This window comes from Acidovorax sp. 107 (assembly GCF_003058055.1).
In the GTDB taxonomy this organism is placed as follows: Bacteria; Pseudomonadota; Gammaproteobacteria; order Burkholderiales; family Burkholderiaceae_C; genus Acidovorax.
In genome coordinates this window covers 289,315-306,821 of record NZ_QBTZ01000001.1, presented here as the reverse complement: position 1 = coordinate 306,821, position 17,507 = coordinate 289,315, and the positions used below count along the sequence as shown (strand labels likewise).

34 protein-coding genes are annotated in these 17,507 nt (G+C 60.5%); 28 read left to right on the top strand and 6 right to left on the bottom strand.

Translation table 11 applies throughout. The annotated features are described in order from the left end of the window. Positions 1–23: 23 nt before the first annotated feature. From C8C99_RS01435 to C8C99_RS01415, 5 genes are all read right to left on the bottom strand, one after another. On the bottom strand, positions 24–224 hold the full coding sequence (locus C8C99_RS01435) for a neutral zinc metalloprotease (protein ID WP_108624710.1): 201 nt from the start codon (positions 222–224) through the stop codon (positions 24–26). Then, positions 221–502, bottom strand: coding sequence for a hypothetical protein (locus C8C99_RS01430; RefSeq protein ID WP_108624709.1), 282 nt, complete (start codon positions 500–502; stop codon positions 221–223). The genes C8C99_RS01435 and C8C99_RS01430 overlap by 4 nt, the downstream gene beginning before the upstream one ends. Next, positions 502–765, bottom strand: a complete 264-nt coding sequence (locus tag C8C99_RS01425; RefSeq protein WP_108624708.1) for a hypothetical protein — start codon at positions 763–765, stop codon at positions 502–504. Before C8C99_RS01425 ends, C8C99_RS01430 begins: the two co-directional genes overlap by 1 nt. Further along, on the bottom strand, positions 762–1,178 hold the full coding sequence (locus C8C99_RS01420) for a transcriptional regulator (RefSeq protein ID WP_108624707.1): 417 nt from the start codon (positions 1,176–1,178) through the stop codon (positions 762–764). The genes C8C99_RS01425 and C8C99_RS01420 overlap by 4 nt, the downstream gene beginning before the upstream one ends. Positions 1,179–1,268: 90 nt before the next feature. After that, the gene (locus tag C8C99_RS01415; protein ID WP_108624706.1) at positions 1,269–1,490 is read right to left on the bottom strand and encodes a hypothetical protein; all 222 of its coding nucleotides are present in this window, start codon (positions 1,488–1,490) and stop codon (positions 1,269–1,271) included. 74 nt (positions 1,491–1,564) lie between these two features. Here C8C99_RS01415 and C8C99_RS01410 point away from each other — a divergent pair, with 74 nt between their 5' ends. From C8C99_RS01410 to C8C99_RS01385, 6 genes are all read left to right on the top strand, one after another. Next, positions 1,565–2,308, top strand: coding sequence for a S24 family peptidase (locus C8C99_RS01410; protein ID WP_108624705.1), 744 nt, complete (start codon positions 1,565–1,567; stop codon positions 2,306–2,308). A gap of 30 nt (positions 2,309–2,338) precedes the next feature. After that, positions 2,339–3,148, top strand: coding sequence for a hypothetical protein (locus C8C99_RS01405; protein WP_108624704.1), 810 nt, complete (start codon positions 2,339–2,341; stop codon positions 3,146–3,148). Positions 3,149–3,240: 92 nt separating this feature from the next. Then, positions 3,241–3,510 (top strand): hypothetical protein, encoded by a 270-nt coding sequence (locus C8C99_RS01400; RefSeq protein WP_108624703.1) that lies wholly within the window; start codon positions 3,241–3,243, stop codon positions 3,508–3,510. After that, positions 3,507–3,911, top strand: a complete 405-nt coding sequence (locus tag C8C99_RS01395; RefSeq protein ID WP_233247141.1) for a hypothetical protein — start codon at positions 3,507–3,509, stop codon at positions 3,909–3,911. Before C8C99_RS01400 ends, C8C99_RS01395 begins: the two co-directional genes overlap by 4 nt. After that, positions 3,908–4,378, top strand: coding sequence for a thermonuclease family protein (locus C8C99_RS01390; protein ID WP_108624701.1), 471 nt, complete (start codon positions 3,908–3,910; stop codon positions 4,376–4,378). Before C8C99_RS01395 ends, C8C99_RS01390 begins: the two co-directional genes overlap by 4 nt. Before the next feature lie 197 nt (positions 4,379–4,575). Then, the gene (locus C8C99_RS01385) at positions 4,576–5,313 is read left to right on the top strand and encodes a hypothetical protein (RefSeq protein WP_146186004.1); all 738 of its coding nucleotides are present in this window, start codon (positions 4,576–4,578) and stop codon (positions 5,311–5,313) included. 76 nt (positions 5,314–5,389) lie between these two features. Here the strand turns inward: C8C99_RS01385 and C8C99_RS24380 are convergent, their stop codons facing one another. Next, the gene (locus tag C8C99_RS24380; RefSeq protein WP_369866904.1) at positions 5,390–5,857 is read right to left on the bottom strand and encodes an HNH endonuclease; all 468 of its coding nucleotides are present in this window, start codon (positions 5,855–5,857) and stop codon (positions 5,390–5,392) included. Positions 5,858–6,015: 158 nt separating this feature from the next. On the opposite strand from C8C99_RS24380, the gene C8C99_RS01375 reads away from it, so the two are divergent. The 22 genes from C8C99_RS01375 (at position 6,016) to C8C99_RS23790 (ending at position 17,501) form a co-directional block, all read left to right on the top strand. After that, positions 6,016–6,315, top strand: a complete 300-nt coding sequence (locus C8C99_RS01375) for a hypothetical protein (protein ID WP_108624699.1) — start codon at positions 6,016–6,018, stop codon at positions 6,313–6,315. Between the two features lie 1,523 nt (positions 6,316–7,838). After that, positions 7,839–8,486: a hypothetical protein gene (locus C8C99_RS01370; protein WP_108624698.1), complete on the top strand. Its 648-nt coding sequence runs from the start codon at positions 7,839–7,841 to the stop codon at positions 8,484–8,486. A 44-nt stretch (positions 8,487–8,530) separates the two neighbouring features. Continuing rightward, positions 8,531–8,725 carry a hypothetical protein gene (locus C8C99_RS01365; RefSeq protein ID WP_108624697.1) on the top strand — a complete coding sequence of 65 codons (195 nt, stop codon included), beginning with the start codon at positions 8,531–8,533 and terminating at the stop codon, positions 8,723–8,725. Beyond that, a complete protein-coding gene (locus C8C99_RS23800; RefSeq protein ID WP_146186003.1) occupies positions 8,725–8,958 on the top strand; it encodes a hypothetical protein in 234 nt (77 codons plus the stop codon). The genes C8C99_RS01365 and C8C99_RS23800 overlap by 1 nt, the downstream gene beginning before the upstream one ends. Continuing rightward, the gene (locus C8C99_RS01360) at positions 8,955–9,146 is read left to right on the top strand and encodes a hypothetical protein (protein WP_108624696.1); all 192 of its coding nucleotides are present in this window, start codon (positions 8,955–8,957) and stop codon (positions 9,144–9,146) included. Before C8C99_RS23800 ends, C8C99_RS01360 begins: the two co-directional genes overlap by 4 nt. Then, positions 9,143–9,367 (top strand): hypothetical protein, encoded by a 225-nt coding sequence (locus C8C99_RS01355; protein WP_108624695.1) that lies wholly within the window; start codon positions 9,143–9,145, stop codon positions 9,365–9,367. Before C8C99_RS01360 ends, C8C99_RS01355 begins: the two co-directional genes overlap by 4 nt. Positions 9,368–9,469: 102 nt before the next feature. Beyond that, on the top strand, positions 9,470–9,667 hold the full coding sequence (locus tag C8C99_RS01350; protein ID WP_108624694.1) for a hypothetical protein: 198 nt from the start codon (positions 9,470–9,472) through the stop codon (positions 9,665–9,667). Next, complete coding sequence (locus C8C99_RS01345; protein ID WP_108624693.1) at positions 9,664–10,626, top strand: hypothetical protein; 963 nt, start codon at positions 9,664–9,666, stop codon at positions 10,624–10,626. Before C8C99_RS01350 ends, C8C99_RS01345 begins: the two co-directional genes overlap by 4 nt. Positions 10,627–10,636: 10 nt before the next feature. Beyond that, a complete protein-coding gene (locus tag C8C99_RS01340) occupies positions 10,637–12,352 on the top strand; it encodes a YqaJ viral recombinase family protein (protein ID WP_108624692.1) in 1,716 nt (571 codons plus the stop codon). A gap of 53 nt (positions 12,353–12,405) precedes the next feature. Next, positions 12,406–12,588 carry a hypothetical protein gene (locus C8C99_RS01335; RefSeq protein ID WP_108624691.1) on the top strand — a complete coding sequence of 61 codons (183 nt, stop codon included), beginning with the start codon at positions 12,406–12,408 and terminating at the stop codon, positions 12,586–12,588. Next, positions 12,585–13,076 carry a hypothetical protein gene (locus tag C8C99_RS01330; RefSeq protein WP_108624690.1) on the top strand — a complete coding sequence of 164 codons (492 nt, stop codon included), beginning with the start codon at positions 12,585–12,587 and terminating at the stop codon, positions 13,074–13,076. The genes C8C99_RS01335 and C8C99_RS01330 overlap by 4 nt, the downstream gene beginning before the upstream one ends. After that, on the top strand, positions 13,073–13,273 hold the full coding sequence (locus C8C99_RS01325) for a hypothetical protein (protein WP_108624689.1): 201 nt from the start codon (positions 13,073–13,075) through the stop codon (positions 13,271–13,273). The genes C8C99_RS01330 and C8C99_RS01325 overlap by 4 nt, the downstream gene beginning before the upstream one ends. Positions 13,274–13,290: 17 nt before the next feature. Beyond that, positions 13,291–13,869, top strand: a complete 579-nt coding sequence (locus C8C99_RS23795; RefSeq protein WP_146186002.1) for a hypothetical protein — start codon at positions 13,291–13,293, stop codon at positions 13,867–13,869. Beyond that, entirely contained in the window at positions 13,862–14,227 is a 366-nt protein-coding gene (locus tag C8C99_RS01320) for a hypothetical protein (RefSeq protein ID WP_108624688.1), read from the top strand. Before C8C99_RS23795 ends, C8C99_RS01320 begins: the two co-directional genes overlap by 8 nt. Next, positions 14,224–15,183 (top strand): hypothetical protein, encoded by a 960-nt coding sequence (locus C8C99_RS01315; RefSeq protein ID WP_108624687.1) that lies wholly within the window; start codon positions 14,224–14,226, stop codon positions 15,181–15,183. Before C8C99_RS01320 ends, C8C99_RS01315 begins: the two co-directional genes overlap by 4 nt. Beyond that, positions 15,180–15,647 (top strand): hypothetical protein, encoded by a 468-nt coding sequence (locus tag C8C99_RS01310; RefSeq protein WP_108624686.1) that lies wholly within the window; start codon positions 15,180–15,182, stop codon positions 15,645–15,647. Before C8C99_RS01315 ends, C8C99_RS01310 begins: the two co-directional genes overlap by 4 nt. 152 nt (positions 15,648–15,799) lie before the next feature. After that, positions 15,800–16,069 (top strand): hypothetical protein, encoded by a 270-nt coding sequence (locus C8C99_RS01305; RefSeq protein WP_108624685.1) that lies wholly within the window; start codon positions 15,800–15,802, stop codon positions 16,067–16,069. After that, a complete protein-coding gene (locus C8C99_RS01300) occupies positions 16,063–16,257 on the top strand; it encodes a hypothetical protein (RefSeq protein ID WP_108624684.1) in 195 nt (64 codons plus the stop codon). The genes C8C99_RS01305 and C8C99_RS01300 overlap by 7 nt, the downstream gene beginning before the upstream one ends. Before the next feature lie 142 nt (positions 16,258–16,399). Continuing rightward, positions 16,400–16,609 carry a hypothetical protein gene (locus C8C99_RS01295; protein WP_146186001.1) on the top strand — a complete coding sequence of 70 codons (210 nt, stop codon included), beginning with the start codon at positions 16,400–16,402 and terminating at the stop codon, positions 16,607–16,609. Then, on the top strand, positions 16,606–16,917 hold the full coding sequence (locus C8C99_RS01290) for a hypothetical protein (RefSeq protein WP_108624682.1): 312 nt from the start codon (positions 16,606–16,608) through the stop codon (positions 16,915–16,917). Before C8C99_RS01295 ends, C8C99_RS01290 begins: the two co-directional genes overlap by 4 nt. Before the next feature lie 216 nt (positions 16,918–17,133). Further along, positions 17,134–17,280 (top strand): hypothetical protein, encoded by a 147-nt coding sequence (locus C8C99_RS23890; RefSeq protein ID WP_158274146.1) that lies wholly within the window; start codon positions 17,134–17,136, stop codon positions 17,278–17,280. 35 nt (positions 17,281–17,315) lie between these two features. Then, positions 17,316–17,501: a hypothetical protein gene (locus C8C99_RS23790; protein ID WP_146186000.1), complete on the top strand. Its 186-nt coding sequence runs from the start codon at positions 17,316–17,318 to the stop codon at positions 17,499–17,501. Positions 17,502–17,507: the final 6 nt, after the last annotated feature.

The window sequence follows — 17,507 nt, the reverse complement described above, 5'->3', positions numbered from 1 at the left end:
CGATACCACCCCGTAATCCCGCATCAGTGCGCCCCCATAGCCCGGCACATTGCAAAGCGTGCAGCCTTGCGTGCCTCTACCTGGGCCGTCATTTCCTTGAGGGCGCGCTTCGCCGCTTCGCGGTCACCAACGGACATGGCGATCTCAAGATCGAGGCCAGCGACCTTGGCGGCCAGCTCGCGGCGCTGGTCGATCAGGCGGGCGAGTTCTGCGTCTCCGCTCATACAGCCTCCCAAACCCGCGCTTTGCCGCGCATGAGGTCCATCCCGCCACGCTGCACGACCTGAGCTTTGCCGGCCTTCTGAAGGTCGGGCAAACGGCGGTCGATCTGCACCACGGTCAATCCGGTGGTAGCTTCCAGTTCGTGGGGAGTGGCTTGGCCTGCTGCCTTGAGAGCTTTCAGGATGCGCTCGCAGTGGTTGCCTGCAAACTTGATTGCGCGCTCGGCTGCGAGAACGCTGGAGAGTGGGTCGCTTGCGCGGACCAGGTGCTGGGCTTCCATCACTTGGCGCCCCCTTTGCTGATGCGCTGGCGCTTTGCCAAGCTGGCGGCGCTCTGCTCGCGGGTTTCGATGGTGATCGCGCCAGCAGTCCTGGGAGCGAGACTCACCGTGCGCCGGCCGTTGCGGTCCAGCGCCTGCTGCACATTGCCCTCAATGGGTGCTGCGCTGCGGTTGGTCTTGCGGGGTGGGACTGCTGGGATATCGAGGTCGGGGCCGCGTGGGCGCACCGACTGGAAAGCGTTGAGTGGGAGGCCATGGTTCATGCCGCAACCCTCCCGGCGAGCAGTTGGCGCATCAGGCGGTTTTCAGCCTCTGCAGCCTGGGCGCGCTGCTCGGCCAGCTCGGCGCGGCGCTCCGCCTCGGTCTTGATCATCACCAGAGTGCAGCCGACTTGAAACGCGGCCCACTCGGGATAGATGGTGTTGCCCACCACCTCGCAAAACTGCGCCACCAAGTCGGCCTGCAGGGTGGCCTTGCCCTTCTTGATGTTGGAGAAGTACCCGGCATCGATACCGATGGCCAGATAGATCTCCTTGTCTTCCAGCCCAGAGACGCTGCAGGCCAGCGTGAAAGCTGCGGCTGCGGTCTTCTGGGCGCGGATCATTTCGAGGGGCACAGAGGCCCGCTGCGGGGCACGCGCCAGGGCCAGTTCGTGCTGGTCTTCAATCGAGGTCATGATGTTTGAACCGGGTTGAGTACCCTGTCAGGGCAAAAAAAAGCAACCATCTGGGCCATGCAAAACGAAACACAGATGGAAATTCATGGCTCAGGCTGTTTGGGTGGCTTCAGCCTTGCGCGGTGCGGTGGCTGCATCCAGATCGCAGCCAGCGAGGGTCTTGCGATGGGCGGCCCGCAGGAACATCACTCGGGCATGAGGGATGCCGTCATGCTTCCAATCGCTGACGCTCGGCATGGAAATACCGAACATGCGTGACACCTTTGCAGTGCCTCCGAGTCGGTCAATGATTTCTGTGGCGGCTACGTTCATGCCCCACATATTAGCCAAGGCTAAGAATAAAAGCAAGCCCAGGCTAACAAAACAAAAGTTAGGCTAGGCTAACCATGACATTACAAAGCCGCCTGGCAGAAGTCTTCCCTGAACCACAGGAGCGCGGGTTGCGCACTGAGATCGCGCGTCTTTGCGGCGTTGCGGCAGCTAGCGTCTCAAACTGGTTTGGCAACCCGGAAAAAGTAGCCACTATCAGCAGAGAGAACGCCGAGAAGCTGATCGCTCGGTATGGCCTTGCCGTCACGCCTGCATGGCTCGCAGAGGGGAAATTGCCAAAGTTTTCCAATGGAGATGCTGGGCATCTGCCATCAATTGCACCAGCTCCCCACGAAGCTCCATCCGCTAGCCCCGGGGCGCCTGCAGACCTGGTGATTACTGAGTACGACACCGGCGGCGCCATGGGCCACGGCTACGCGCTGGAAGAAAACCCTCCGGGACACATAAAGGCCTGGAGAGTTACGCCGGAGTGGCTGCGAATGAACGTTCCGGTTTACAGCAGCTTGGCAAACCTCTGCATCGTTACCGGCTTCGGCCCGTCGATGAAGCCCCGATACAACCCAGGAGATCCACTGCTCTGTGACAGAGGGTTCAACAAGGTTGATTCAGATGGCGTGTATTTCTTCCGAGTGGACGGCCACGGCTTCATCAAGCAGCTGCAGCGCATCCCAACCGAGAATGGCCTGATCCTTCGGGCCAAGTCATTCAACCCTGACTACGACCCCTTCGACATCACGAACAAGATGGATTTTGAGGTGTTTGGGAAGATTCTGACCGTCTGGCGCAGCGAGCAGTTTTGATTTCGTAGCGCGTAGCACCAGGAGAAATTCATGAAAAAGCTCTTTTGCTCTGTCGGCCTGGCCTTGATGACGGCCGGCGCGCAGGCGCAGGCCCCTGCAGTCTTGATCGAAGCATGCAATTCGATTGCTGACGCAGACAAGCGCCTGGAATGCTTGAAGGCGGCCATGAACGTGGGCGGCGCTTCGGCGACGGCGCAACCATTGAGCGCAGTGACCCGCGCATTCGTCGGGATGGAGGCCAGCCTGAACGCTGGCATCTCGTACAACAACTACCAACTCGCTGTGCTGGATTTGGCGAAGGCTGTAGCTGCGTTCAAGCAGGACTCCGGCGAGGCTGGGGCTGCTTCCGCGCCCCTGTTCGAGTCGGCCGTGGAGGCATACAGCGACGCCGGTGTGCTCTGGGAGCGTTCAATCTCGTTCTACGCCCGCCGAGGCAACGACATTGCCTATGCCGGTGGGTTGCCAGTTTCCATGAACGGCCTGGATTGGCTCGTCACAAAGTACAGCTTGGCAACTGGGAAGTCTGACATTTGGGGCCTGGAGCGCGGGCTACCTGTGCAACCGGCGCGTACTGAGATCTGGCGTTTTGCAAAGGAGAAAGCGGAGGCCGGAGCAAAAGCGTACGGGGCAAAGCCAGGGGCGCCAGCGAAGCCAGAGCCAGCGAAAGACGCGAATATCGTGGCTGTGGAAGACGCAGCAAGGCAGGCCAATTGCAGCAACGACCCAGCCGCAAGCCAAACCGGCGTGATTGGACCATCGCGGCTCTTCTCGGTCTACTGCTCGAACAGGCAGACCATGAGCTTCGAATGCGTGGACGGATCGTGCAAGCGGCTCAACTGAAGCGCGACGTCCAAAAGCTCTGATTGCTCATTGGGCTACGCAATATGCAGCCAATGAGTATTAAGAAGCGCAATTAGAACAAGGAGAGAGGGATGGCATTTGAGATTCGCGTTGACCCCAAGCCGACCGTGGTAGCTCAGGAGCGGACATGCCGCTACGGCCATGGTCCCCTGACCAAGATTGAATCGGTAGAGGGCAACAAACTTTTCATCGTGATGAGCTACGGGCTGGAGAACGTAGCACTCGATCGCCCCAGATATGTCGGTCCTTTTCAATGGCACCTCTGCGCCACATGCGGATACATGGAGATGGTGGATCTGACTCCAGATGCAACTATTGCGCTCATGAAGGTGTCAAAGTGAGCCAAGTATTCGACTTTCCACACAAGGGCAATCGCGGCGGCGGCGACTCGTCAGGTCAGCCGCCCCATAATGAAGTTATGGAATCACGAGTTAGCAAGCTGGAAGACTTCGCGGTTGAAACCCGCGAACGGCTTGCACGCGTGGAAACTAAGTTGGATCACATCGACAAGGAAGTCTCCAACTTCAAGTGGTGGGTTGTCGCCCAAATAGTGGCTGGCCTGTTGGCCGTGCTCGGAACTGGCATTGCTATTCAGCAAATGACCGTCGCATCGTTCCAAGGCGCAGCCCAGGTCGCAAAGGACGCGGCACCACCTGCGCCCGCGCAGCAACCCATCATCATCAATGTTCCCCAGGGCTACGAACTCGGCAACGGGAAACAGACGCCACCTGCCAAGCCTTGACGGCTGCCGCCCTCCTCTGCCTCGTCATCGCTATCACAGACGGTGACACCCTGACCGCCCGCTGCGGCGAGCCCGGGGCCTACGAGCAAGTCACCGTCCGCATCAGCGCCATCGATGCGCCCGAGAAGCGTCAAGCCTTCGGCCAAGTGTCGCGCCAGAACCTGGCCCAGCTCTGCTTCGAGCAAGTCGCCACCATCACCCCTCGAACCCACGACAGGTACGGCCGCACCGTTGGCGATGTGGGGTGCCAGGGCCAGGACGTGGCCACCGAGCAGGTGCGCTCAGGGATGGCCTGGTTCTATGTGAAGTACGGGAAGGGGTATGAGCAACTGCGGGGGCTGGAGACTGAGGCCCGGGAAGCGCGACGGGGGCTTTGGGCTCAGGTGGCGGTGGCGCCTTGGGAGTGGCGCAAACGTCCCATCAGAGACACCCCCCAACAACAAGGTTTACATACTGCCCCTCCGTAGCTATATCTTTGATAGCTGCGACACTTTGTAGAACGGTGCCTCTAAGGTGTTGCAATTGCAGCATCTGCTACAACATTTTGTTGACCTGACCGGCAATAGCTTGTACCCTCAACCAGGGAAACGGACATATCTGGTAACAAGAAAGTTGCTGATATAATTGAGGGCTTTGCCCAAAAAATAGAATATCAGGATGGGCAATGACGACTAACGTATATGACAGCAAAGCAGGAGTTATGGCGACCGACTCCCGCTGGTCTCACCAGTTTGGATCTCGTATCGTTTATGTAGACGATGCTCATTTTTCAAAGATTGAGATCTTTGGCGCATGGGCAATCATGTTCGCTGGTGACGGGGTAAAAATTCAACAGTGGAAAGATTGGATTAGGTCTGGGCCTACAGACTTCTCATCGATGCCTGACTACGATGGGATTTGTGTATGCATCGTTAGCTCTGCTACCAAGCAAGTTCGTTTTAAGCAGCCGCAGGACATCACAAAGGACGGCGGTTACTTTGCAGGCTCTGGGTCCATGCACGCCTACCTTTGCTGGTCGGTTAACGGAGATGCGAAACGAGCAGTTGAATCCGCGATTCAGGCGGACGGCTACTCAGGCGGTTTGGTGAAGTTCGTAAATTTGAATGATATGAGCAACAACTTGAGCGCTCCCGGGCCCATCAATCAGTGGAGGATTGATGATGTGCGCGATGCGGTCTTACAAAGGGGAATGGTTATGAATCTTGCACAGAACTCTGGAGCGCCGTTTCAGCTGTCTAAGCTGGCGGCCAATGATGCTGAAGTAGCCAAAATTCAGGCGATGATCGCTAGCGGCGAAGTTGCACCTACAGCCCCTTGCGACGGCATGTACACCGAGTGGACCGAAGATCAAAAGGTCGAACTTAAGTCTGCTTTAGCTGACGTTTTTGGTTGGAGCAAGTAGGCCAACCTAGCCGATCCATAAACCGCCCCACTGGGCGGTTTATTTTTGCACCACAAGCCACCTCCGGGTGGCTTTTTCATGCCCGGTCACTTCTTTGCCCCGCGCGGCCAGGCAGCGTCCTACTCGCCCACCTGGCTGCAGGATGCCAGCGCTTCGCTGCCATGAGCCTACGCACCTCAGCCTGAAACGTCACTGGGTCAGGCGCGCAGTTGTGCCGATGGGCATGCCTTTTCCAGTTGCACCACTGGCATGCTGTAGCGATGTTCACGGGCGCATCTGGCCCGCCGTCCTGCTGGGCGACCAGATGCTCAGCGGTGCTCTGGAGGTACGGAACCAGCGATTCGGGAATTCCGAGCGCTGATACCAAGCGGTCTTTGTAGGGGCCTTCCCAAATCGGAAGGTGACAGTAGATGCAGCGGCACTGCTGCGCGAAGAATGCACGGGTACGGAGTTTTGCCAGGCGGGTCACGGTCAACGGAATAGGTTTGAAGCTATTCCCGCTGCCAGACGCTGGACAAGGCGGGCGCCAGGGCGAAGGCCACATGGCTGAGCGATGGGAGCGCCCAATCGCGGCCGGGTGCGCGTGCCCGGACAGCGCAAGTTTACCGTACCCCTCCGATGTGGGGCCCTTTTCCTGCCCACTCGCCCAACTCGGGCGTTACCCCTGGCGGCCGCGATGAACTGTATATTCATACAGACATCATGTCGCCCATAACCATCTCATCCCCCGTCAAGGCCACCATCCTGACCCTGTACGCAGGCGGCAGCAGGCGTCCGTTCGCCAGCAAGATGCACCAGGACACGGGCGAGCTCACTGTGGTGCGCCTTGAGGGCCGATTCGGCACAGTCCCTGCCCTACACCTGGCCAGCTTCCACCCCCACCGCCTGTTCGAGCCACGCATCGTGGACATGGTGGCAGGCGAGCTGGAGATCCATGGCATGGAGCGACTGACCGATGGCAGTTGGGTCGCCCAGGCCTGGCGGTTGCGATTCGGAGACTGAGCCGCACGACGCGGCATAGTCTGACAAACACCGGCCGGCAGCAGTCCTACTATTTCCATGCCGCTAGTCGCTTGCGGCATCCCCTCCCCTCGCTGCAAGAGCGGGGTTCAAGCCCACCCACTGAGGTGAGCTTTTTTTCGTTTGTCCGCTTCAGGCTAAAAATTCACTCAAATACTTAGCTCAGGCTATTGACAAATACTTAGCCCAGGCTAATAATTCACCCATCGCAGCAAACCGCAGCGGTCGGGTGAAGCGGCATCGAACGATCACCGGCAGGGTCTTTAACAACTGAGGGTGATGTGATGGGCGGCGGCGTGGAAGGACACGCTAGGCACGGTGCAGAAACATTCAACTATGGGCGGCATGGGTCAATGCGTGCAAACCCTCCAAGCGTTCTGGTTGCTCCGATCAAACGCAAGGAACCGAGTGACATAGCTGCGAAGGTGCTGATAGGAAATTGGAGTTGGCTCTGGGGACGCCCAACCAACCGGCGGCAGCGGCTAGTGGGCTGTCAAGCTGGAATCAAGCCCAGCCCGCCCTTCACATCACCCTCACCCATAGAGACCGAGCAATAGCCGCCCGCAGTGATCAACAGCGCGTGGCGCGGGAAACCGTCTCCAGCCCCCGAAGTGGGTACACGGAGTAAGCGAAGGCGCCGCGAGGTGCCGACGACGCGGCAGAGCACTCCGCGTGAGACCAACGAGCTGCCCCTACCGGTGCGGGCGATAGCACCTCAACCACCAGGCAGCCCAGCGCTGCGAAGGAGAACACATGCAACCCACCTGAGCCGGATGACCCGGCCACACAGCAACAGCACGCGAAAGCCGCGCGACAGACGGCATGGGATTCAAGTTGGCCGATGGCTGCGGGAGCGCCCACCCCGTGATAGCCAGGAGACGCCACCCTACTGCACACAGCCTCAGAGCGTAATAGCTTGGGCCCGACCCTTCCCGCAGTGGAGCCGGATTGAGTAACCGGCACGGCCTTCAAACGAGGGCCATCACATCAGCGTCACGAGCTGGCACTGATGTGATGGTCAGCGCAGGCGCCCGTTGCCTTGGAGTGGCGCGGGCCGGAAGTACGGCAGTGAACAGGTTTGCAAGACGCTACCTCGGGTTTGTATCCCTGCGGGCCTGTGTTCGACCATCAACTTGCGCAGTGTGATTCACGGCGTTGCCCATGTGCTGCGCCTCGGGGTGCCAAGCCGTGAATTGCCCCACCGGAGCTGATAGCCGGTGTTCGTCAGCAGATGCCATTGGTAGCAGCAGGTGGAAGCCCTGCACCTTTTTCGGGGCGGCAACGCCGAGCGGATTGACCCTGTGGCTGCTGTGAAGGTGGAACGCCGACAGAGCCGCGAGTACGGGATACCGGCATACAGGAACCACCGCACGCCGGGCTGAGAAAGCCGCGCCGCCCCACCCTCACCCTCCCCTCCTGCCTTGCGCAGGGGTTCGCCCACCTCGCGTGGGCTTTTTTATTCCCCACCAGCCCACCACCGCGTGGGCTTTTTCTTTGGAGCAATCATGCCGAACTGGGTCACCAACAAAATCAGCGCCTCGCCCGCAGTCATTACCGCCATGTTGAACAGCGATGGCCGCATCGACTTCAACACAATGGCGCCCTTCCCTGGCGATGACAAATGGAACGGCATTTCAATGGCCGCCGAGGAAGCGGCCCAAATTGTCATCGGGGCGCCACTTAGCGATCACCCTTTGCTGGCCAGCCTTGAAGCCAGCAACCGCAGCAACTTCGATATCAAGAAACTGTCCGAAGAATGTTTCGAGCAGTTCGTGGGCATGCTGCGCAACCATCGCAAATGCGGCTACCTGCACAGCATGGACTTTGCCCGCAAGGTGTGGGGCACAAAGTGGAATGCATGCGATCAGTCCCACGACGTGGACCAGGGAACGGCCACTTTCGACACAGCGTGGTCTTGCCCAGAAGGCGTTCTCGTGGAGTTGTCGAAGCGCTTCCCCGATGAATCTATCGCCATCGAATTTGCCGACGAAGACATCGGCAGCAACTGCGGCAGCTTCACCTTGAAAAACGGCGTTGCGATCACCTCAGACATTGCGCCCGCATGGCGAAACCAGACCGAAGAAATGCGAGCGAAGTGGAAAGCGTTTGCTCACAAGGTCAAGGGCACCGACCCGGCCGACTACGAAGACTGAACCCAGCCCGCACCACGCGGGCTTTTTTACGCCCAGGAGGCGCAATGCAAAACGTACACACCACTGTGCAGCCGCTGCTGCGCATCCCTGGCGCACCGCCGCCTATTTCCGAGCAGGAGCTGCAGCGCCAGCGTAATCAGGCCTGGGCCGATGTGGCGGCTCTGGAGGCCAGCGATCCCCGCTATCACCGCGCCCTGGTGGATCAGGTGCAACACAGCGCGCACATGGGGGTGCAGTGATGGCCAAAACGATCAATGACGGCGGACCAGCTTTCCCAATTGTTGGCACTCATGAGCAGGTTCTCGAAACAGGAATGACTCTGCGGGACTACTTTGCTGCCAAGGCAATGCCGGTTGTATGGGTCGAAATTCCAGATGACGCAGATCGGGACTTGGCGCTTGATCGCCTTGGAAGGTATGCCTACGAGATGGCCGACGCAATGCTCAAGGCCCGGAAGGGCGGTGCAGCGTGATCGACCCCATCAACGCCCCGCACTTCACCACCGCCCACCGCGATGCCCTTGCCGCATCCATGGCGGCACAGGCTGAAACCAAGCGCCGCAACGAAGAAGCCGCACGCGCGGCAGCACTCCGGGCTGAGGCTGCGGCCATTGGCGCGGAGCTGGACCCGGAATCTTTGGAACAGGAGAGCCTTCCATGAACTACTCCATCGCCCTGATCGCAGTAGTAGCCGCCCTTGGCCTGGGCGCCGTGGCTGCCCATGAGCCCGACCCGATACCTGAAAACGAGGAACTGCGGGCCGCACAGCACTCGCGGGACTGGGCGCTCCAGCAGTTCCAGCGCCGTGCCTGCCGCCCTGGCGAGACAGCCGTGTGGGTTGCTGACAAAGAGGCTGATTGCCTGCGTGAGGTGCGGCCATGAACCGCCTGCGCGACTTCGCAATGCTGTACCGCATCTACCGCCAGTGCAACGGGCCGATCCGCGCACTGCGCATGGCGTGGCTGGTGGCGCGGGACTGATGCCATGGACTGCCCCACCGGGAAAGTGGTGCACACCCTCAAAACCGCCAAGGCCGCCAGCAAGCGCGCCCGGCGCCGCACCGACAAGGCCCTTGCTCCATACCGCTGCACCGTCTGCGGCCAGTGGCATGTGGGCCAGGCCAGCGGGCTCAAGCGGCCCATCAAAACGATTTACGACAACCACCAATTGAGGTTTTCATGAGTGATTCAACTGCCATCGCAACACGCCAGCAATTTGACCTGAGCCCCCAAACTTTTGAGCAGGCCCTGACGTTCAGCAACTACCTTGCCGACAGCGACATGGTGCCCAAGGATTTCAAGGGCAAGCCCGGCAACTGTCTTGTGGCGATTCAATGGGGTATGGAAATCGGCCTCAAACCACTGCAGGCCATGCAGAACATCGCCGTGATCAACGGCCGTCCATCGCTGTGGGGTGATGCCGTCATCGCCCTTGTGCGGTCCAGCCCTCTCTGCGAATCCATCATTGAGGAAGACGATGGCCGCACGGCCACCTGCAGGGTTAAACGTCGGGGAGAACCCGAGCAGTCCCGCTCGTTCAGCATGGATGACGCGAAGGCGGCCGGCCTACTGGGCAAGCAAGGCCCATGGACGCAGTACCCCAAGCGCATGCGCCAGATGCGCGCACGCGCCTTCGCTGTGCGCGACGTGTTCCCCGATGTGCTCAAGGGCTTGCCCGTGGCTGAGGAAGTGATGGATACGCCCACCGAGCGGCACATGGGCCAGGTGGAGCGCGTGGAGCCTGCAGCCCCCCAGCCCGCTTACACCCCCGAGCAGTTCGCCCAGCTGCTGCCCAGTTGGCGCGCTGCCATCGTCGCAGGCAAGGCCACGGCCGACAGCGTGATCGGGAAGATAAAGACCAAGGGGACCATTTCGCCAGAGGAGGAGGCCGCCATTCGCGCGCCAGCCGAGCCGCCAGCACCCCCGCCCACGCAGCAAGCCGAACCCGTCACCGATGTGCAGCCCAAGGGCGAGCCGCAGGTGATGCTCGAAAAGACCGTGGGCGACCAGATGCAGGCCGCCGCAACGCTGGACGCGCTGTATGAGGCGGCGGATTTGATCGGCGAGGTGGCAGACGCCGAGGCGCGGGCGCGCCTGACCGCCTACTTTGAAGGACGCCAGTTCGCGCTGGAAAGCGCCTGAAAGGAACACCATGTACCAACCACTTGAAAACGCCCCCCAAGGTTCAGCTGCGTGGCACGCCGCGCGCGCCAAACATTTCTGCGCATCGGAAGCAGCCGCAGCACTGGGCCTGTCCAAGTACACGACCCGCGACGAGTTGCTGCACCAGAAGGCCACGGGCCTGACAGAAGAAGTCAGCCCGGCCAAACAGCGCATCTTTAACGCCGGGCACGAAGCCGAGGCGCTGGCCCGGCCCATCGCCGAGGAAATCGCGGGCACCGAGTTCTATCCCGTTGTGGCCACGCGCGAAGTGGAAGGCATGGCGCTGCTGGCCAGCTTCGACGGTATCGACCTGCTGGACGAGGTGATCTGGGAAAACAAGCTGCTCAACCAGTCGCTGGTGCAGCAGGTGCAGGCCGGCGACCTGGAGCCACACTACTACCTGCAGCTGGAGCACCAACTTCTGGTCAGCGGTGCGCAGCGCGCCCTGTTCACCACCAGCGACGGAACGCAGGAAGGCACGCACCCGCTGTGGTACGAGTCCAAGCCCGAGCGCCGCGCCCAGCTGATCGCCGGGTGGAAGCAGTTCGCCGCCGACCTGGCCGCCTGGGTGCCGCCCGAGGCCAATCCCGCGCCCGTGGTGGCCACGCCAGTGGAAACGCTGCCAGCCGTCTCGGTGCGCGTGGATGGCCAACTCGCCATCGTTTCCAACCTGCCCGCCTTCGGCGCCGCGCTGCGCAACTTCATCGACCGCATCCCCACGGCGCCCAGCACCGATCAGGAATTCGCCGACACCGAGGCCGCCTGCAAGGCACTCAAGCAGACTGAGGACGCCCTGGAAGCGGCAGAGAGCAACGCGCTGGCCCAGCTGGCCGACGTGGACACCATGCGCCGCTTTGTCGCCGACTACCGCGCGCTGGCGCGCACGACCCGGCTGCAGCGGGAGAAGCTGGTTGCACTGCGCAAGGAGGAAATCCGTGGTGAGATCGTGGCCGGTGGCATTGCCGCGCTGCGCGAGCACATCGCAAGCCTGAATACCCGCCTGGGCAAGCCCTTCATGCCGCAGGTGCCAGCCGACTTTGCCGGGGTCATCAAAGGCAAGCGCACGGTGGACAGCCTGCGCAGCGCCGTGAATGATGAACTGGCCCGCGCCAAGATCGAGGCCAGCGCCATCGCTGACCGTATCCAGATCAACCTAGGCACGCTGCGCGAGTTGGCCGGTGCACATGCCTTCCTGTTTGCGGACGCGGCGACCATCGTGCTCAAGCAGCCCGAGGACTTGACCATGCTGGTGAAGGCGCGGATTGCCGAGCACCAGGCGGCCGAGGCCCAGCGCCTGGAAGCCGAGCGCGAGCGCATCCGGCAGGAGGAAGCGGCCAAGCTGCAGCGCGAAGCCGAAGCGAAGGCCCGGGCCGAAGCGAAGGCGCGGGCAGAACAAGCCGCCGATACTCCCGTACCAGCTCCTGTAGTAGTTGCGCCAGCTCCGGTAGCAGCACCAGCGCCCGCCAACGTGGTGCCCATGCACCCGGCGCCATTACCCGCCGAGCGCGGCACGCCGACGCTCAAGCTGGGCCAGATCGGGGAGCGCCTGGGGTTCACCCTCACCGCCGACTTTCTCAAGGGCTTGGGCTTTGAGCCCGCAGCCACAGACAGGGCCAGCAAGCTCTACCACGAAGCGGACTTCGCGCTGATCCTGGCCGCGCTGGTTCGGCACATAGAGCTGGTCCAAGCCAAGGCCGCAGCCTGACCCACCCAGCAACCCCAACCCCCAAGCCCGCCAAGTGCGGGTTTTTTTACGCCATGACTAAACCCAAGAAACCCGCAGGCTTTGCCCTGGCCAACCCAGTCCCACAGACCAAGTGGGAGGCCCAGCGCGAAAAGGAACGGATCGACTTGTCCGACCACCAGACCATCCCCCACCTCAACAGCACGATGCGCGGGCGGTATGAGGGCAAGGAGCTGCAGTACAGGGGGCGACAGTGAGAAAGACCAGCGCCTACGCCAGGAAGCGCGCCCGCCAGTGCGCTTTTGACAAGAACCGGCACGAAGTCATCAACCCGGTGACCGAGGCCGTGATTCGCAGCCGTATCGAGGCTGACATTCAGCGCCTGCGCACCGACACCGGACTGCAGGCGTACATGGGTGACGACGCGGCGCGGGTGGCAACCATGGCCAGGCGGCTGGTGTATATCGTCTGCCACGCGGCCGGTCTGCATGGCCTGGGTGAGACACCAGAGGCCCGCATTCTGGCTGGCACGGCAAACGCCCTGGCAGACATTGCAGAGACACCTGCAGAGTTGGACCGCCAGCGCGGCACAGTGATCGCAGGCCTGCAGGCCATAGACAGGCTGATGCCCAAGCTGCACACGTTCAGCCTGGCTGCTGGGGCCTTGCAACTCGATCAGCTACTCGCCAGCACGGCGGGCATGGGTACTGCCGATGTTCGGCGGGCGCTTGGGATGCAGGCATGACCGAACCCCGCGAACCCACCATCAAACAGTGGAAGCGCCGCGCCCTGCAGGCCGAGCAGCAGGTGGAATTCCTGCAGGAAGTGCGAGCCATGGAAAGCAACAACGAGCTACGGAAGTTCCGCGAGTTGGCTGCACTGCGCGTTGCGCTCACTGAGGCGCGAGAAATCATCGACTGGGCACTGCAGCAGCAGTCCTGACACCACAAGGAGGCCGTATGGCTGAGAACACGAATACTGAGCGCGACTATCCAGAGTTTCCTGAAGGCTGGCCCGCACGGTTCAGATGCGATTCCTGCGATGGGAATGGCGAGGTAGGCGACCCAATCAGCATGGGCTATTTCCAACCACCAGAACGCGAACGCTGCCCAGATTGCGACGGCAAGGGCTGGTGCAGCGAGGAAGCAGCATTCAGCACAGCCCATATGCGCGCTTACGTCGATGCAGACCGGAAAGCCCGCGCATCCCTGTCACTGCCTGCTGCGGGACAAGAGCCGGTGGCGCAACTCTGGGTGAGTCGCTTCGAAACGGACGCGAAGGTGCTACCCGCTGCCAATGATGTGAGACCTTATGGCGGCCACATGCTGTATCTGGCCGCCGCCCCACAGCCTGCAGTAGCAGCGGGGTGGGTGATGGTGCCGATTGAGCCGACGCTCGAAATGATCACAGATGCGACCCGCGCTTACCAACAAGCCGCGCAGTCACTCGGAGCGTGCAACGCGCCGTGGGCGGCATATCGGGCGATGCTCGCCGCCCTCCCCCCTGCTCCATCTACTGAGGGAGAGGGAAATGGGTGACATCCGCAAGATCAAGTTTCCATTTGTCCGCCATGAATACAGCGGGCCAATGGACGGTGAGTTTGTTGATGGCGTGAAGACCTGGAAGCCTGGAACCCGCTGCGAGTACGGGGACTACGAGTATTCGGATGAGCAATGGGTGGCGGATGGAGAAGGCTTCATGGTGCTGGAGGTGCTGGGCTCCTTCAAGCCTGGGAAATACCCAGAGCGCACTTTCTACCTGCGCCAATTTATCGACCCAGATGGCCGCCAGTTCGGCAAAGAAAAGGTGCGCGTCATGGCGTCCAGCGCATTCAAGCGCATGGCACGCGGCTATCGCCACCAGTACGTGATGAACGATCCCGAGGAAACAACATGACAACCCCCACCCCCACCGTATCGGCAGAACTGCCGGAAGCGCTGCGACTGGCTGATTCATATGCCAAGGCGCACGCGATGTACGTGATGGAAGACCTCTACGGCACCAGCAAATCCTACACAGCCGAACTTCTGGCAGATCGCCACGCAACCCGAGCAAAGCTCGAAGCCGAACTGCGCCGCCTGCACGCCCAAATCATAGATGACAACAACACCATCATTGAACTGCGGGCCCAGGTCGAGGCACTCAGCGCAGCGCAGGCAGGGGTGCCAGCCGGGTATGTTCCTGCCGCCGCTTTCGACCGCTTGCACGCCCACGCTGAACAGCTTGCAGCGCGACTGCTTGCCGAACCCCAGCCCAGCCCATCCCCTGCGCCAGCCCAGCCGGTTCATGTTCAAAACTCGCCGGTAATCGAACATGTCGCAGATGACGTGTCGAAAAACGGGCGGGAATTGAACATGACAGCCCAGCCGGGGCAGGAGGGGGAGTCTGGAGCGCATCAAATCGCGGTCGCCATGCTCAATGAAATGCACGAGCGCATGGGCGCCGAGTTGGTGAGGAAGTGCAACTTTGACAGCCTAGCGTTCGAACGCATCGCACAGCGGCATATTGAATCCGCGATTGGGTTCCGTCATGCGCTGCAGGCCAAAGGAAAGCACCCTGCCCCGTGCGCGAGATTTTGCGAAGCTCAGGCTTTTGGCATTGAAATTCGCAACCTTAAATCGCAACTCGCAGCCCGTGCCGCACCACAGCCAGCAACGGCAGATGCACTGGATGCAGCACGGTATCGGTGGCTGCGTGAACAGCATGAGGGTGACGATGCAGAAGAAACCTGCTGCGTCTTTGCCCCCAACGACATGCGTGAATGCTTGGTTCCAGTCGGCAGCTTGCGGGGAGAGCTTGACGAATTCATAGACGCCGCCCAGCATGCCACCCACCAAGGAACTCACAAATGACCGACATCAAAACACCGAGCCCGAGCGATGCGGAGATAGCAAAGCTCTACGAAGATGAAACAGGCTTCGATATAGATGACAGTCCCGTAGCACTGTATGGCTTCGCCCGCGCAGTCCTCGCAAAGTGGGGTCAGCCAGTTCAGGCGGGAGAGCCGGTGGCGCGACTGGAAATTGGGAAAACAAAAGGTGGCGTTTCGCTCACTCACATAGCCGAGCCAGCGGCCTTTCAGCTTCAAGAAGGCATGTACGCACTCTACACCACCCCGCAGCCCACCCAGGCGCAGGCCGGGGCGGTGCCGCAGTACAGGCTTTTGCATTCTGGCGTGGACCGTATTGAGGATGACGATGAGTTCCTCTCGGACGACACCACGACATGGGCCATCGACCCGAACGGCATTTTCTCGGGCAACATTTACGGCGGCCATGTGCTTCGGCCTGCGCGCCGTCGCATCAAAGGAGGCTAGCATGTTGGCAAAGTGGACTGAACTGCTGCCACTCTTTGTTGTTCGCTGGCTTGCATTGAGGATGTGCGAACGTGTGCCAATGCGTAGGGAAGGTAATGATCGGGTTGTGGCTGTAGCGCGGCCCGATGTGTACATCAAGATTGGAGGCCAGCATGGCGCTGAGTGACGAACTGGAAGCGCTGGCCAAGCGCCATGGCGCACTGAGCTACCGCAACCGCGCGGACACACAGAACCCGGCCTTCGGGTTTTCAGTGGCGGGGTTAGAAAGCCTGCTGGCCGAGGTCCGCAAGGACGACGAAGCGCTGATACGGAGATTGCTGGAAGCGCTGGTAAGCCCGGGTGGTGAACATGCGCTATTGCGTGAGCGAGTGGCGGTTGTCAAAGCAGCCCGCGCCCGCCTACAGGAGAAAGCGCCATGCTGACAAACGAACAGATCGTTGCGCACTGGAATAAATACCAAAGCCCTTTGATGCTTGGCCGCTTTGTCGAGGCCGAAGCACGGCGGGATGCGCTGGAAGAAGCGGCGAAGCTGTTTGACGGAGAAGGTGAAGAAGCCTACTCCTATCACGCAGCAGAGCGTATCCGCGCCCTCAAGGAGACTATCCAATGAGCATCTTTTTGATATTGGCATGGTCTTCGCCATTTCTGATTTTCATCTTTGTCGTGCTCTACCAGATTGACAAGTTTGAGCGCAAATTTAAGCCGCCAAAAGGAAGGCCGGGATTACCCGCTTGGCACAAGGAGAAGCCCTAATGAGCAAACCAATGAGCTACTGGGAGCATTTCAAAACTCAATATGCAGCCATCAATCAAGAAGCTGAAAAGCCATGCAAAGGGCCTTTGTCTACCGAAGACTTCTTGCGCGAGATCGGCATGACTGATGAAGCGCAGATCAAGAAAACGGCTGATGACATGCGCCGGATTGATACTGCTCTTTTTGCATCGTACAAGGACGAACAATGAGCAACTACACAGAACTGACCAAGCGGCTTCGCATGGATGGCGCAAATCTGCCGCTTTTCGACTTGGCAGCCGATGCCATAGAGGCATTGCAGCAAGGGAACGCGGAGTTGCGCGCGGAGGTTGATGCATTGAGCCAGGACGCGGCTTGCTTCCGCTTCTGGGTGCGTGAAGCCGCTCAGTCTCCATGCGACATGGCAAAGCTCATCATGCGGTGCGTGACCGAGCAGGACTATCGAGACGTCATCATGCCCATTGCCCTTGCAGCAGATAAAGCCATAGCGTCCGCAAAAGGTGGCACCGATGGCTAGCCGCCGAGCCCGAGAGCGCCAAGACGCCTGCCCCATCTGCTCCGACTCAGGCTGGGTCTGCGAGGCGCATCCTGACAGACCATCCGAAGTCTCCAGCCTTGGGGGCTGTATGTGCGGTGCACCGGCCCAGAACTGCGCGTGCAACCCAGACGGACTGGTGCAGTGGGCGGTGGTATATGCCTCAGTTGACCCGCCCAACGTAAAGGAGTGGATTCAATGAGCTGCCAATCCCGCGAACGCCAGAAGGCCATTGAAGCCAAGCGCAACCCAAAGCCATGGGAGCTTGAGCGCGATGAAGAACTAGACGACCTTGAGTTTCCGGCTCCGGACTACGAGCCAGAGCCGATCCACACAAACCACTAGCCGCCGATGAGCGGTTTTTTTATTGGGGAAATGAGATGAACTCAACAGCTTGGATTTTGATCTTGTTTGCGCATGTCGGCCCGATGGGTGACGGTAATTCGAACGCCCTGACTACTGCCGAGTTTTCAAGCCAGCAAGCCTGTGAAGCCGCTGGCAAAGCGGCCAAGGCAATGGCCGGAGGCACTGTCAAGCGAATCGAATATGTTTGCGCAAAGCAGTGATATATC

Bases quoted from the DNA above. Each gene is read 5' to 3' on its own strand.
- C8C99_RS01435 (WP_108624710.1), bottom strand. From the start codon at position 224: ATGAGCGGAGACGCAGAACTCGCCCGCCTGATCGACCAGCGCCGCGAG.
- C8C99_RS01430 (WP_108624709.1), bottom strand. From the start codon at position 502: ATGGAAGCCCAGCACCTGGTCCGCGCAAGCGACCCACTCTCCAGCGTT.
- C8C99_RS01425 (WP_108624708.1), bottom strand. From the start codon at position 765: ATGAACCATGGCCTCCCACTCAACGCTTTCCAGTCGGTGCGCCCACGC.
- C8C99_RS01420 (WP_108624707.1), bottom strand. From the start codon at position 1,178: ATGACCTCGATTGAAGACCAGCACGAACTGGCCCTGGCGCGTGCCCCG.
- C8C99_RS01415 (WP_108624706.1), bottom strand. From the start codon at position 1,490: ATGAACGTAGCCGCCACAGAAATCATTGACCGACTCGGAGGCACTGCA.
- C8C99_RS01410 (WP_108624705.1), top strand. From the start codon at position 1,565: ATGACATTACAAAGCCGCCTGGCAGAAGTCTTCCCTGAACCACAGGAG.
- C8C99_RS01405 (WP_108624704.1), top strand. From the start codon at position 2,339: ATGAAAAAGCTCTTTTGCTCTGTCGGCCTGGCCTTGATGACGGCCGGC.
- C8C99_RS01400 (WP_108624703.1), top strand. From the start codon at position 3,241: ATGGCATTTGAGATTCGCGTTGACCCCAAGCCGACCGTGGTAGCTCAG.
- C8C99_RS01385 (WP_146186004.1), top strand. From the start codon at position 4,576: ATGACGACTAACGTATATGACAGCAAAGCAGGAGTTATGGCGACCGAC.
- C8C99_RS24380 (WP_369866904.1), bottom strand. From the start codon at position 5,857: ATGTGGCCTTCGCCCTGGCGCCCGCCTTGTCCAGCGTCTGGCAGCGGG.
- C8C99_RS01375 (WP_108624699.1), top strand. From the start codon at position 6,016: ATGTCGCCCATAACCATCTCATCCCCCGTCAAGGCCACCATCCTGACC.
- C8C99_RS01370 (WP_108624698.1), top strand. From the start codon at position 7,839: ATGCCGAACTGGGTCACCAACAAAATCAGCGCCTCGCCCGCAGTCATT.
- C8C99_RS01365 (WP_108624697.1), top strand. From the start codon at position 8,531: ATGCAAAACGTACACACCACTGTGCAGCCGCTGCTGCGCATCCCTGGC.
- C8C99_RS23800 (WP_146186003.1), top strand. From the start codon at position 8,725: ATGGCCAAAACGATCAATGACGGCGGACCAGCTTTCCCAATTGTTGGC.
- C8C99_RS01355 (WP_108624695.1), top strand. From the start codon at position 9,143: ATGAACTACTCCATCGCCCTGATCGCAGTAGTAGCCGCCCTTGGCCTG.
- C8C99_RS01350 (WP_108624694.1), top strand. From the start codon at position 9,470: ATGGACTGCCCCACCGGGAAAGTGGTGCACACCCTCAAAACCGCCAAG.
- C8C99_RS01345 (WP_108624693.1), top strand. From the start codon at position 9,664: ATGAGTGATTCAACTGCCATCGCAACACGCCAGCAATTTGACCTGAGC.
- C8C99_RS01340 (WP_108624692.1), top strand. From the start codon at position 10,637: ATGTACCAACCACTTGAAAACGCCCCCCAAGGTTCAGCTGCGTGGCAC.
- C8C99_RS01335 (WP_108624691.1), top strand. From the start codon at position 12,406: ATGACTAAACCCAAGAAACCCGCAGGCTTTGCCCTGGCCAACCCAGTC.
- C8C99_RS01325 (WP_108624689.1), top strand. From the start codon at position 13,073: ATGACCGAACCCCGCGAACCCACCATCAAACAGTGGAAGCGCCGCGCC.
- C8C99_RS23795 (WP_146186002.1), top strand. From the start codon at position 13,291: ATGGCTGAGAACACGAATACTGAGCGCGACTATCCAGAGTTTCCTGAA.
- C8C99_RS01320 (WP_108624688.1), top strand. From the start codon at position 13,862: ATGGGTGACATCCGCAAGATCAAGTTTCCATTTGTCCGCCATGAATAC.
- C8C99_RS01315 (WP_108624687.1), top strand. From the start codon at position 14,224: ATGACAACCCCCACCCCCACCGTATCGGCAGAACTGCCGGAAGCGCTG.
- C8C99_RS01310 (WP_108624686.1), top strand. From the start codon at position 15,180: ATGACCGACATCAAAACACCGAGCCCGAGCGATGCGGAGATAGCAAAG.
- C8C99_RS01305 (WP_108624685.1), top strand. From the start codon at position 15,800: ATGGCGCTGAGTGACGAACTGGAAGCGCTGGCCAAGCGCCATGGCGCA.
- C8C99_RS01300 (WP_108624684.1), top strand. From the start codon at position 16,063: ATGCTGACAAACGAACAGATCGTTGCGCACTGGAATAAATACCAAAGC.
- C8C99_RS01295 (WP_146186001.1), top strand. From the start codon at position 16,400: ATGAGCAAACCAATGAGCTACTGGGAGCATTTCAAAACTCAATATGCA.
- C8C99_RS01290 (WP_108624682.1), top strand. From the start codon at position 16,606: ATGAGCAACTACACAGAACTGACCAAGCGGCTTCGCATGGATGGCGCA.
- C8C99_RS23890 (WP_158274146.1), top strand. From the start codon at position 17,134: ATGAGCTGCCAATCCCGCGAACGCCAGAAGGCCATTGAAGCCAAGCGC.
- C8C99_RS23790 (WP_146186000.1), top strand. From the start codon at position 17,316: ATGAACTCAACAGCTTGGATTTTGATCTTGTTTGCGCATGTCGGCCCG.